The following is a 12,645-nucleotide window of genomic DNA, read 5'->3' on the forward strand; positions in this document are numbered from 1 at the left end:
AAGCATAATCGATAGTATGCCATATCCTTTACAGGCTATACTTTTACTAGAATTGTTAGAGAGGAGAAGGATTATGCTTAAACTTACAAACGTAAGTAAGGTTTACGAAGGAAAGATAGCTTACCGTGCCCTTACTGATATTAATTTTGAAATTGACAAAGGTGAATTTGTGGTGATTATGGGGCCGTCTGGAAGTGGAAAAACAACGCTGCTTAATATCATTTCTACGAATGATGGACCAACTACAGGTGCTGTGGAAATAGAAGGGAAAATGCCTCATAAGCTAAAGAAAAACGCACTAGCTAAGTTTCGCAGAAATGAATTAGGCTTTATCTTTCAGGACTTTAATTTATTGCATACTTTAACAGTGGAAGAAAATATCGTTTTACCATTAACATTGGATGGCTCTCCTGTTAAGGAAATGAAGAGGAAAGCAGAAGAAATTGCTAAGGAATTGGGGATTACAGCGATTCTGAATAAACGCACATATGAAATCTCAGGTGGGCAGGCGCAGCGGGTTGCTATTGCCAGAGCAATGATTCATGAACCAAAGCTATTATTAGCAGATGAGCCCACAGGAAATCTAGATTCAAAAGCAGCAAAAGATGTGATGAATATGCTTGTCTCGATTAATGAAAGGAAACAGACAAGTTTATTAATGGTAACACATGATCCCCAAGCGGCTAGTTATTCTGATAGAGTAGTCTTTATTCGCGATGGAAAGCTACATTCTGAAATACATCGAGGAGATAGTAGACAAGCATTCTTCCAAAAAATAATCGATATGCTTTCGTTGATGGGAGGCGACGGCAATGACTTTTCGTCAGTTCGCGTTTAATAACGTACTTCGTAATAAACGGCTGTATATCGCTTATTTTCTCAGCAGCATGTTTACAGTGATGGTATTCTTCACCTTTGCTATCTTTGCTTTCCATCCAGCCTTTTCTGGTCCCGACATGAATAGTAATGCACTATTTGGTATGGGTGTTGCTGGCGGAATTATTTATATCTTTTCTTTCTTTTTTGTTTTATATTCTATGAGCTCTTTCTTACAATCAAGAAAGAAGGAATTTGGCTTATTAATGATGCTTGGGGCATCTAACCGGCAGATTCGTCTTTTGGTTTTTCTAGAAAATATTCTAATCGGCTTTTTTGCCACAGTGAGTGGGATTCTCGCAGGCTTAGTATTTGCGAAGGTAATTCTTTTGATTGCTGAGAATGTATTAATTATTACAGAATCACTCCATTTTTATTTCCCTACATTGGCAATTGTGGTGACTTTTATTAGTTTTCTGATTCTCTTTTTCTTTATTTCTATCTTTGTTTCCTTTATTCTTCGTACTAATAAGTTGATTGACTTAATCAAAGGGGATAAAAAGTCAAAAGGAGAACCGAAAGCTTCATTATTTCTATCGATTTTAGCAGGATTGCTCTTACTTGTAGGATATGTTATTGCAATTTCTGTAGAGGGAATATTGGTTGTTTACGCGCTGGTTCCAGTTGTTCTCTTAGTAACACTCGGAACCTATCTCTTATTTACTCAACTGAGTGTGTATTTTATCCGCAAGATAAAAAGGAATAAGTCTATTTTTTGGAAAAAAACAAATATGCTCTTGTTTTCCGATTTATCTTTTCGCATGAAAGATAATGCAAGAACCTTTTTCTTGGTGGCGATTATATCAACAGTGGCTTTTAGCGCCATTGGAACACTATATGGTTTCCAATCCTATATAACAAAAGGAATAAAAGAAATAAATCGCTATACTTTTACTTATTCTCCATTGGAAGAGGACAGTGAAGAAGTAATTGCCAAAGATAAGAGTAAAATGAATACGTTAATAGAAAATGAAAAGCTTGATGTGAGCAGTGAAGAGACTCAATTGAATTATTACAAACTAGCTGGGGAAAAGAAGAACGTGTTAATTGCGCGAGCATCTGATTACAATCGTTTTGCCGAGCTAATTGGAGAGACGAAAATTCATCCAAAGGAAGATGAAGCCATTGTTGTAGAACAAAGTGATGCTGTCTTAAAGGAAGGCGGACAGAAACCTAGCAAAAAGCTATTGGAAACGGCCATTCCTTTAAAAGGCGACCGAGAATTAACGCCTTCTCGAGTAATAGATGCGTCTGTTTTAACAGAAATAACGGCTTATTATGTAGTAAATGATAAAATTTATGATCAGCTGGATGAACCAATAAAAAGCAAGCTAAGTGTTGTATGGCAAGCGAAAGAAGGACAAGAAGACAAAGTCCTTGCAGTTGGGGAACAATTGGATGAGGAATTATCCTATAAAGCTTTTTCTGTCGATTATGCCATATACCAAATCAATAAAGCGTTTGGACCTATTCTGTTTATTGGCTTGTTTATTGGGATTGTATTCTTCGTTTCTGCAGGAAGCTTCCTTTATTTCCGATTATTTACTGATTTAGAGGAAGAAAAGCGCAAATTCCAATCGATTGCCAAAATTGGATTAATGGAGACGGAGTTGAAAAGAGTCGTTACCAGACAAATAGCTCTTTTATTTTTCTCACCGATTATAGTTGCTTTAATTCATGGTTCTGTCGCACTTATTGCCCTATCCAATATGTTTGATTTTAATATTACAAGAGAGGCAGCATTGGTATTAGGAAGCTTTGCTTTCATACAGATTCTTTATTTCTTAATCGTTCGCTATTTTTATGTAAAACAAGTGAAGAGAATTATTCTTTAATGGATATATTAGGCAGCTCCCTGAAAAGGGAGTTGTTTTTATATAAAGAAAAGGACTGTGGATTTTTGAAGATTTATCTAATTATTATCATTTATGATGTGGTAGTATATTCCATATAGGGATAAAAAGAAGTTGTTTATCTTTGATATAAATAGCTAAAAAAAGAGGATGGTGGTTGGCTTCAGGCCTTAGGAGTGACTATAATCGAAGCTTATTTCCTTGTTGGCAGCTTTTTCTGTTTTTATTACAGGCTTAAATGGAAGGATCGCACGGAATGGAAATTTAATTTCCCCATCACAATTGGGATTCTACTCTTCTTATTTGCAGCTTTTAGTTATTTTGATTTTATGCTTGGCAGAATAATAGTAGGTATACCGGGGATTATTTTGATAGTGGGTAATAAGTATTTTGAGTAACTTTATAATCTTTCAACAATGTTAGTAAAATCCAAGATTTTTCTATGGAATGATTAGAGACGGAATTTGGAGGCTGTGGAGAAAAAACATTTTGAAAATCTATCAATTTGAAAATAATATCCCCACCTTAACTGAATAAATATTCCTGTCATTTTAGGGGAGAAGTCCCTAAAATTTTATTTCTCATAGAATGGTTGAAATGTTTACTGTGATTTCCAAAAAATAGACATCAAAAGCACCTGCTTAGCAGGTGCTTTTGATAAAGCTGCATTCTTTTTTATACACCAGGGAACCAGCCGGGTGCATTGATAATAGCATTCCAGAGTGGATCTGGAATGACGAGTTCTTTTTGTTTTTCTTTATTCAGTGTTGTAGCAATTGTATCTTCTTTTCCTTCCGCTAGCTTTTGTACCCAATGTGGTTCGATAATAAGGCCTCTACCTAATGCCAGCAAAGATACTCCTGTTTGTAATGCTTTTTGAGCATCCTCTGCAGTATAAATAGAGCCAACGCCAATTAACGGTACACGATTATGGATGGTTTCAAGTAAATAGGCAATACGAGTTTTGGATATATCCTCTACTCCTCTTCTTGGTGTTGAATGGAAATCCTGAAGAGATACATGTAAGTAATCCAGTCCTTTATCGGCAAGTTTATCCACTAGAGCAAGGGTATCGTCCATGGTAATTCCAGGTGTTTCAGGCTCCTCAGGAGAAAAACGATAACCAACAATGAAAGGAGAGGCAGCATGTTTTTCGACTATACTTTTAACCTTATCAATAATGGCTAAAGGAAAAGTCATTCGTTTTTCAAGGCTTCCACCAAAGCGATCTTCACGGCGGTTAGAATGAGGAGAGAAAAATTGTTGAATAAGATATCCATTTGCTCCATGAATCTCTACTCCATCATAACCAGCTTCAATAGCACGGCGAGTTGTTTCTCCGAAAGCATCGATAATAGCTTCGACTTCAGCTTCTGATAATTCTCTTGGAATAGCATTTCCTTCTCCTTCAGCAGGAATATTACTAGCACTCACGACATCTCCATTTACTAAGTCAGGAGGGCACATTCGTCCACCGTGGAAAATTTGCAGAACTGCTTTTGCGCCTTGTTCTTTAATACTAGAAGCTAATTTTGTTAAGCTAGGAATAAATTCGTCACTATAGGCAGCAAATTCCCCAGGAAATCCTTGACCATTACGCGCAACATTTGTACAAGCAGTAATAACCATGCTAACTCCAGCTGATCGATGTGCATAATAATCAACTTCTTCTGCTGTGACTGTTCCATCTTGATTAGAAGAGAAATTAGTCATGGGAGCCATAACGACTCGATTTTTAAGGGTTACACCATTAGGTAGTGTAAAAGAAGATAAAAGCTCATTGTTATTCATCTATTATTTTCTCCTTTTAAAAGTATTAGTGTCATTATATAGCAACAAATACTTTGGATAAATTTTTATGCTTACATAGTTTTTCCGTTTTATTTTAGGAATAAACAAAGGCAGCTTGTCTCAAGATTTTAAAAAATATCAAATTGACAGTAGAAATTACCTATGATAGACTGATTTTAAAGGATTGTTACCGCTTTATTGTGGGCTATACCTATTTTTTGTTGTAGTGAAAGAAAATAAAAGAATAGGGACTATCTTATGAACGTATGGAAAGTAATTAATAATAATATCGTATTGTCTAGGAATGATGATAATCAAGAAGTTGTCATTATGGGTAAAGGGCTTGGCTTTAAGAAAAAAGCAGGTGATGCTATTGATGAATCGAAGATTGAGAATATGTATCTCAGTTCAAAAGAGTGGAGCGTCAATAAATTAACTCAAATGCTTTCTTCTATTCCGATGGAACATATTCAAGTGGCAAATGAAATCATCAGCTTTGCAAAAGTATCGCTTGGAAAAAAATTAAGCGAAAATATCTTCTTAACATTAACCGATCATATCAGTTATGCAATTGAGCGCTATGAGAATGGCATGGAAATTAAGAATGCTCTTCTTTGGGAGATTAAAAGATTTTATAATCATGAATTCTTAATTGGGAAAGAAGCGTTATCGATTGTAAAAAACAGACTCGGTGTTGACTTGCCGGAGGATGAGGCTGGATTTATCGCCTTGCATATTGTGAATGCGGAGCTTGATATGGGTCAAGTAAGCAAAGTATCAGAAATGGCAAAGGTTATCCAGAATATTCTTAATATTGTAAAGTATCACTTCAAAATTGATTTAGACGAGTATTCCTTAAATTATGAACGATTTATCACCCACTTGAAATTTTTCTTTCAACGAATGTTTAGTGGGGTTAAATTGGATGATGCCGGAACGTCTAGTTTTATTTTCATGCTGAAGGAAAAGTATACAGATGAGTATGCTTGTGCTCTGAAAATTAGAGAGTACATTAAGAAAGAATTTGGAAGAGAATTAGAAGAAGATGAGTTAATCTACCTGACGATTCATATAAAAAGAATAACTAGTGATTAGGATTGTTACTGATAATGCAGGCTATACCTAAATGAACCTCTAACTGTTTGTGAGGTTTCATTTAGGTATTTTTTTATTCCTTTTAAACTACAACAAATATTTTTTAGCTTATAAAAATAATGGAGGGCAAACCAAATGAATTATCAAGATTTGGCTAAAGTGATTATCGATAAAGTTGGTGGTGAGGAAAATGTTAAAAGTTTAACTCACTGTGCTACACGGTTACGATTTAATTTAAAGGACGATCAGAAACCAGACGAAAAAACATTGAAAAGTACGCCAGGAATAATGGGAGTAGTTAATAAAGGTGGACAATACCAAGTCATTATTGGAAGTGATGTTGGAAATGTCTATAAAGAAATTATTTCACAAACTAATATTGCTAATGATGAAGCTAAGAGTGAGGGAGAAGATAAGCGTTCTGCTTTTGCAAAGGTCATCGATACGATAACAGGAATCTTCACCCCGATTCTGCCAGCGATTACAGCGGCAGGGATGCTAAAAGCAGTACTTTCTATATTAGTAGTGTTTAAAGTTTTAACAACAGAAAGCCAAAGTTATCAGATTATTAATTTCATGGCAGATGCAGCTTTCTATTTTTTACCTATCTTACTAGCTGTCTCATCTGCTCAAAAGTTCAAAGCCAACCCATTTTTGGCGATGATGGTAGGGGGAATCTTGCTGCATCCTAACTTTGTGGCAATGGTAAATATCGCGAAAGAAGGCGGAGAAGCCATTAAACTAATGGGACTTCCTATTTCGGCCGTTTCCTATTCTTCTTCTGTTATCCCGATTATTCTTTCCGTTTGGTTTATGTCTTATATTGAACCACTTGCAGATAAAGTTTCACCGAAAGCTATTAAGTTCTTTAGTAAACCAATGATTACCATTTTTATAGTAGGAACAGCAAGTTTAGTAGTATTAGGACCAATTGGTTATTTAATCAGTGATGCTATCTCAAACGGAATCACCGCATTAGAATCTGTAAGTCCATGGATCGTGCCATTATTGGTTGGTACATTTAGTCCATTACTTGTGGCAACTGGTACGCACTATGGTCTGGTGCCAATTGGAATTAACAATCGTATGACAACTGGTTATGATACCGTGATTTATCCAGGTATGCTTGCATCGAACGTGAGTCAAGGGGCTGCGGCTATTGGGGTTGGTGTTAAGTCAAAAGATAGTACAATTAAACAATTAGCTTATTCTGCTGGTCTAACTGGTTTGTTTGGTATTACAGAACCAGCTTTATATGGAGTAAACTTACGCTTTAAGACACCTTTATATGCTGCTATGATTGGTGGAGCAGCAGGCGGGCTATTCATGGGTATTTGTAGAGTCCGTAACTTTTCTGGCGGTTCACCTGGTCTATTAACATTACCTAGTTATATTGGAGATAATACACTAAGTTTCTTCTATTATGCATGTATTGGCGCAGCTATTAGTATTGTAGTAACATTTATTGCGACATTAATTTTATACAAAGACCCTGTTGCAGAAGAAAAAGAGGAAGCTGACGAATCAACAACAAAGGAAACACCTAATTTGAGTATCGGTGGTGCAACAATCGTATCTCCGCTGCAAGGAAATTTACACAGCTTAAAATATGTAGATGATGGCATGTTTTCTGAGGAAATATTAGGACAGGGTGTAGCCATTGAACCAGCCGAAGGGACTGTGCTTTCCCCTGTGAATGGAATAGTTAGTGCGACATTTGAATCAAAACATGCTATTGGTATTACTAGTGAAGACGGAGTGGAGCTATTGATTCATGTAGGGATCGATACGGTTCAATTGAATGGAGAAGGATATGAATATTTTGTTGAGAAAGGACAAGAAATTCAAATAGGAGACAAATTGATTCAATTTGATTTAGAGGGAATCAAAGCAAAAGGATATAAGGTAATTACACCTGTTGTTATTACAAATTCAGCAGAAGTAGGAGATATTCTAATTGCAAATGAAGGTCCCATTCACTTTGGTGAAGAAGTAATAAAAGTAATGAAATAGGAGGAACAAACAATGGGATTTAGAAAAGATTTTTTATGGGGCGGTGCGACCGCAGCGAATCAATGTGAAGGCGGATTTAATGAAGGTGGCAGAGGTCTAGCAAATGTGGACGTTATTCCAACTGGTCCTGATCGCAGAAGTATTATTACGGGTAAAAAGAAGATGTATTCTTTTGAGGAAGGTTATTTTTATCCTGCGAAAGAAGCAATTGATATGTATCATCGTTATAAAGAAGATATTGCTTTGTTCGGGGAAATGGGCTTTAAAACCTATCGATTATCGATTGCGTGGAGCCGCATTTTTCCAAAAGGGGATGAAACGGAGCCAAATGAAGAGGGACTACAGTTTTATGAAGATCTATTTAATGAATGTCATAAATATGGAATCGAACCGTTAGTGACAATTACTCACTTTGATTGCCCGATGCATTTAATTGAGGAGTATGGCGGATGGAGAAATCGAAAGCTGATTGATTTTTATAAACGTTTATGCACTGTATTATTTACTCGCTATAAAGGGCTTGTTAAATACTGGCTTACTTTTAATGAAATTAATATGATTCTGCATGCTCCATTTCTTGGCGCAGGACTATGCTTTGAAGAAGGAGAAAATGAGGAGCAAATAAAATACCAAGCTGCCCATCATGAATTGGTAGCTAGTGCGGAAGCAACAAAAATCGCCCATGAAATTGATCCGGAGAATAAGATAGGATGTATGCTGGCAGCTGCAAGTTACTATCCTTATAGCTGCCGACCAGAAGATGTTTGGGAAGGAAAGCAAAAGGATAGAGGCAATTACTTTTTCATTGATGTTCAATCAAAAGGTGCCTACCCTGCTTATGCACTCAAAGAATTAGAGAGAAAAGGCATTGAGGTAGAAATGACTGCAGAAGATTTAGAGGTTTTGAAAAATCACACGGTTGATTTTATCTCCTTCTCTTATTATGCTTCTCGTGTTGCGGCAGCTGAAGACTCTGATGTGGAAAAGACAGCGGGCAATCTGTTCCCTACTGTTAAAAACCCCTATCTTCAATCTAGCGAATGGGGATGGCAGATTGACCCATTAGGCTTACGCATCACGATGAATGATTTATATGATCGTTACCAAAAACCTTTATTTATTGTAGAAAATGGTCTTGGTGCAGTCGATACACCAGATGAATCTGGGTATGTAGAAGACGATTATCGCATTGAGTATCTTGCTGCACATATTCAAGCGATGAAGGAAGCAGTCGACGAAGATGGTGTCGATCTGCTTGGCTACACAAGCTGGGGATGCATTGATTTGGTATCAGCAGGAACTGGCGAAATGAAAAAACGCTATGGTTTTATCTACGTGGACCGCGATAATGAAGGAAATGGCACTTTAAATAGAGCAAAGAAAAAATCGTTTCATTGGTATAAAAAAGTAATAGCTTCCAACGGGGAAGACTTAACCAACGAATAATAATGATAGTTTACAATGCGTGCAAGAATTTCTTGTACGCATTCTTTTTTTAGAAGGGAGGGAGCAGGAGGAGAGTCATAAGTAAAATAGATGATTTTCCATTCATCATACTCATATGACGAGTAAACGGGGAAAGGGAACCTAAATCAGCAATCTTCTTGCATTTTTATTTGAATATTTTAAAAATTAACACAGTTGTTATTTACAAACAATAAATAGAAGTTTATCATATCCCATATAAAGTTAATAGAAAATGAGGAGAGATTCATTTAGAGTATAAGCTTAGTGACAAGAGGTGAGTTCATTGAAACTAATACCCCCGAAAACCAAAAGAAAGATAGAATTTCTGCCAATGGGAGAACAAATTTTAATCGTCCAGTTTGAGGGATTTTTATCAATCGAAAACAACCAGATGGTGCAGCATGTGGCTGAAGTGATCAAGTCTTTAAACATTCGCGGTGTTAAAGATATTGTTAAGGGTATGTGCAATTTCTCGATATTATATGATCCGCTGCTAATAAATTTTGAGCAACTAAAAGATAAGCTTAGCGATATTGATTTTACAGAAGTTAGCGGACGAGAGAAAGAATCACGGACGGTTCATATTCCAGTCGTTTTTGATGAACAGTATGGTCTTGATTTACCTGAGTTAGCAAAGAAATTGGCTTTAAGTGAAGAGGAAATCATCGAAATAATAACTTCAAATGCCTATTATGTCTATATGATTGGATTTATTGCAGGCTTGCCATATATGGGAAATCTAGATAAACGAATGGCTGTTCCTAGAAAATCTAATCCAAGAGTTAAAGTCCCCAAAGGTGCGGTTGCTATCGCTGACAAAATGACTTCTATTTACACAGTCGAATCTCCAGGAGGTTGGCACTTAGTCGGATGGACACCAATGGATATTTTTGATGGGACAAAGAATCCTCCTAACCTTATCAAAGCAGGAGATTATGTTAAATATGAGCCTATTTCAGCTGAAGTCGCCCAAAATTGGAACAGCCAAGTACAAAAAGAGTGGAATCAATTATGGAATATATAAAGTGTTTAAAACCAGGCTTATTAACAACCATCCAAGATTTAGGGAGACCGTCTTATCAGTCATTTGGTGTTTCAGTTTCTGGTGCGATGGATCCTCTTTCCTTGAAGCTGGCTAATATTATCGTCGGAAATCCACCTGACTATGCTGCTTTAGAAATAACATTATTAGGACCAGAAATACTTTTCAAAGGAGAAGGGATTATAGCGGTTACTGGAGCAGATTTATCGCCAGCATTAAATGGAAAAGCAATCCCTATGTGGAGAGCTATCCATATCGAAGATGGAGCTATTTTGAAGTTTGGAAAAGGGAAAAATGGCTGTCGCAGCTATCTTGCTATCCTTGGCGGGATAGATGTTCCAGAAGTAATGGGAAGTAAAGCAACTTTTATTCGCGGAAGATATGGAGGAATAGAAGGAAGAGCTCTTCAAAGTAATGATTATATTCCAATAGGACCGTTCCATCCTAAGTGGATGAATGAGGTGAAAAATCGGAGAATTCCTGGCTGTTATATTCCGAATTTTTCAAATGAAGTGGTTAGATTTGTGTGGGGGCCGCATGATAGGGAATTTGAAGAAGAGTCGAAGGAGATATTTGTAAAAGGATTTTATCAAGTGACTAATCAATCAGATCGAATGGGATACCGTCTTAATGGAGATTCGCTAGTACATAAGAAGTCTGCAGATATACTTAGTGAATTTGCAGCACCAGGAACAATCCAAGTCCCGGCAAATGGTAAGCCCATTATTTTGATGGCAGATTGCCAAATGTCTGGCGGTTATACAAAAATCGGTATGGTCATAGGCACAGATATTCCCCTGGTAGCTCAGAAAAAGCCTGGTGATGCTATTAAATTTCAACCTATATCAATATTACAAGCTCAAGAAGAATGGAAAAGGCAAATGAGATGGTTATCTATATTAGCTGCAAATAATCTACATTTAAGCCGGAAAACAGCAATTTGAAAAATTGGGCAAGAAGATAATTTTTAGATATAAAATACACCATCCTTCATATGAATAAATGACAGTTCTTTATATAAAAAATACTTATTTAAAAAAAGTGAGCTTTATTAGTGAAATATTCCACGTTTCATAATACAATATGAAAGTATGCTTCCTTCTTTGAAAGAAGCATTTTTTTCAGGTCATTATTCAAATAAATAATAAATATTTCATATGGAAAGGCGATGAAAAGTTGAATTCATTAACCAAAACGAAACGATTACAAATTGCTTTTCTATTGGGATCTCTTTCCCTATTAGGTCCATTTACAATAGACACATATCTGCCGGCATTTCCAACAATCGTTGAGGAGTTTCATACGAATGCATCCTTAGTTCAAGTTAGTTTGACAACATGCTTGTTAGGGCTTGCTTTCGGGCAGTTAATTATTGGACCAATGAGTGATGTTCAAGGACGTCGTAAACCGTTGCTTACATTTCTTGGCTTATATTTACTATCTTCGTTAATATGTGCAATTGCACCAAATATTTATATGCTGATAGGTGCTCGCTTTATCCAAGGCTTCGCTGCAGCAGGAGGCCTTGTTATTTCAAGAGCAGTCGTTCGCGATCTTTATAGTGGAAGAGAGCTGACGAAGTTTTTCGCAACATTAATGTTAATCGGAAACCTTGGTCCAATTGTAGCACCAATTATAGGCGGAGCTATTCTTTCTTTTGCGAGTTGGAAAGTAGTTTTTCTTGTATTAACCTGTGTTGGAATTATTTTGACATTAGTCGTTGCTTTTAAATTGGAAGAAACATTACCAGTGGAAAAGCGTGTACCAAGCAATATTAAAAAAGTAGTCTCGAATTTCGGTTCTTTACTGAAAGACCGTGAATTTGCCGGCTATGCCTTTACACAAGGTTTCACAACGGCAGGGATCTTTGCCTACGTATCTGGTATTTCCTTTGTCTATCAAAATATTTATGGCGTTTCCCCACAAGTATTTAGTTTATTGTTTGGCTTAAATGGAATTGGTTTAATTATTGGAACACAAATTGTTGGCCGCTTATCGAGATTTTCAGAGAAAACATTCTTGAAGAGTGGTTTAGCTCTTTCCATGTCTGCATCGATTTTATTAGTAATTGCTATTTTAGTGCATGCACCATTAGTGGCGGTAGCAATTCCTATTTTCCTTTTCGTTACCTCCATTAGTATTATTGGAACCTCGTCTTTTTCATTGGCAATGGAAACAAAAGGGCATATGGCGGGAAGTGCATCTGCCTTACTAGGACTATTACCTTTCTTATTAGGCTCTTTAACAGCACCACTAGTAGGAATCGGCGGAGAACATACCGCTGTGCCGATGGGAGTTATCATTTTCGCATCAAGCTTACTAGCATTCTTGTCTTATTATATATTGGTTCGTAAATCATCGGTAAAGATGAATACACCTAAGCATATTACGCATAATTAGTATGTTTTGCTGCAAACAGGCACCTTCAAATAGAAGGTGCCTGTTTTTTGTGCAGTGAATGAGATGAGGCTGTGACAATTGTATCGGAATTTCTTGATTGCTGTTTTC

The 12,645-nt window shown here is 36.6% G+C and carries 9 protein-coding genes; 8 read left to right on the forward strand and 1 reads right to left on the reverse strand.

Annotated elements, in window-relative coordinates; translation table 11 throughout:
* Positions 1–73 precede the first annotated feature (73 nt).
* Both BCI01S_RS15820 and BCI01S_RS15825 read left to right on the forward strand, forming a co-directional pair.
* Complete coding sequence (locus BCI01S_RS15820; protein ID WP_047943268.1) at positions 74–838, forward strand: ABC transporter ATP-binding protein; 765 nt, start codon at positions 74–76, stop codon at positions 836–838.
* The gene (locus BCI01S_RS15825) at positions 813–2,711 is read left to right on the forward strand and encodes an ABC transporter permease (RefSeq protein ID WP_061799978.1); all 1,899 of its coding nucleotides are present in this window, start codon (positions 813–815) and stop codon (positions 2,709–2,711) included. The genes BCI01S_RS15820 and BCI01S_RS15825 overlap by 26 nt, the downstream gene beginning before the upstream one ends.
* 693 nt (positions 2,712–3,404) lie before the next feature.
* On the opposite strand, the gene BCI01S_RS15830 is transcribed toward BCI01S_RS15825, so the two are convergent.
* Positions 3,405–4,520, reverse strand: a complete 1,116-nt coding sequence (locus tag BCI01S_RS15830) for an NADH-dependent flavin oxidoreductase (RefSeq protein ID WP_061799980.1) — start codon at positions 4,518–4,520, stop codon at positions 3,405–3,407.
* A 258-nt stretch (positions 4,521–4,778) separates the two neighbouring features.
* Between BCI01S_RS15830 and licT the strand changes: the two genes are divergently transcribed.
* The 6 genes from licT (at position 4,779) to BCI01S_RS15860 (ending at position 12,537) form a co-directional block, all read left to right on the forward strand.
* The gene (gene licT, locus BCI01S_RS15835; protein ID WP_047943265.1) at positions 4,779–5,615 is read left to right on the forward strand and encodes a BglG family transcription antiterminator LicT; all 837 of its coding nucleotides are present in this window, start codon (positions 4,779–4,781) and stop codon (positions 5,613–5,615) included.
* Positions 5,616–5,750: 135 nt separating this feature from the next.
* Positions 5,751–7,628, forward strand: a complete 1,878-nt coding sequence (locus BCI01S_RS15840; RefSeq protein ID WP_061799982.1) for a beta-glucoside-specific PTS transporter subunit IIABC — start codon at positions 5,751–5,753, stop codon at positions 7,626–7,628.
* A gap of 12 nt (positions 7,629–7,640) precedes the next feature.
* Complete coding sequence (locus BCI01S_RS15845; protein WP_061799984.1) at positions 7,641–9,074, forward strand: 6-phospho-beta-glucosidase; 1,434 nt, start codon at positions 7,641–7,643, stop codon at positions 9,072–9,074.
* Between the two features lie 304 nt (positions 9,075–9,378).
* Positions 9,379–10,119: a 5-oxoprolinase subunit PxpB gene (pxpB, locus tag BCI01S_RS15850; protein WP_235844523.1), complete on the forward strand. Its 741-nt coding sequence runs from the start codon at positions 9,379–9,381 to the stop codon at positions 10,117–10,119.
* Positions 10,107–11,081: a 5-oxoprolinase subunit C family protein gene (locus BCI01S_RS15855; RefSeq protein WP_061799985.1), complete on the forward strand. Its 975-nt coding sequence runs from the start codon at positions 10,107–10,109 to the stop codon at positions 11,079–11,081. The genes pxpB and BCI01S_RS15855 overlap by 13 nt, the downstream gene beginning before the upstream one ends.
* 232 nt (positions 11,082–11,313) lie before the next feature.
* Positions 11,314–12,537, forward strand: a complete 1,224-nt coding sequence (locus BCI01S_RS15860) for a Bcr/CflA family multidrug efflux MFS transporter (protein ID WP_047943261.1) — start codon at positions 11,314–11,316, stop codon at positions 12,535–12,537.
* Positions 12,538–12,645: the final 108 nt, after the last annotated feature.

The organism is Niallia circulans NBRC 13626 (assembly GCF_001591585.1).
Taxonomy (GTDB): domain Bacteria; phylum Bacillota; class Bacilli; order Bacillales; family Cytobacillaceae; genus Niallia; species Niallia circulans.

Excerpts from the sequence above, each read along its gene's own strand:
- licT (WP_047943265.1), top strand. The coding sequence starts at position 4,779 with ATGAACGTATGGAAAGTAATTAATAATAATATCGTATTGTCTAGGAAT.
- BCI01S_RS15855 (WP_061799985.1), top strand. The coding sequence starts at position 10,107 with ATGGAATATATAAAGTGTTTAAAACCAGGCTTATTAACAACCATCCAA.
- BCI01S_RS15830 (WP_061799980.1), bottom strand. The coding sequence starts at position 4,520 with ATGAATAACAATGAGCTTTTATCTTCTTTTACACTACCTAATGGTGTA.
- BCI01S_RS15840 (WP_061799982.1), top strand. The coding sequence starts at position 5,751 with ATGAATTATCAAGATTTGGCTAAAGTGATTATCGATAAAGTTGGTGGT.
- BCI01S_RS15820 (WP_047943268.1), top strand. The coding sequence starts at position 74 with ATGCTTAAACTTACAAACGTAAGTAAGGTTTACGAAGGAAAGATAGCT.
- BCI01S_RS15825 (WP_061799978.1), top strand. The coding sequence starts at position 813 with ATGACTTTTCGTCAGTTCGCGTTTAATAACGTACTTCGTAATAAACGG.
- BCI01S_RS15845 (WP_061799984.1), top strand. The coding sequence starts at position 7,641 with ATGGGATTTAGAAAAGATTTTTTATGGGGCGGTGCGACCGCAGCGAAT.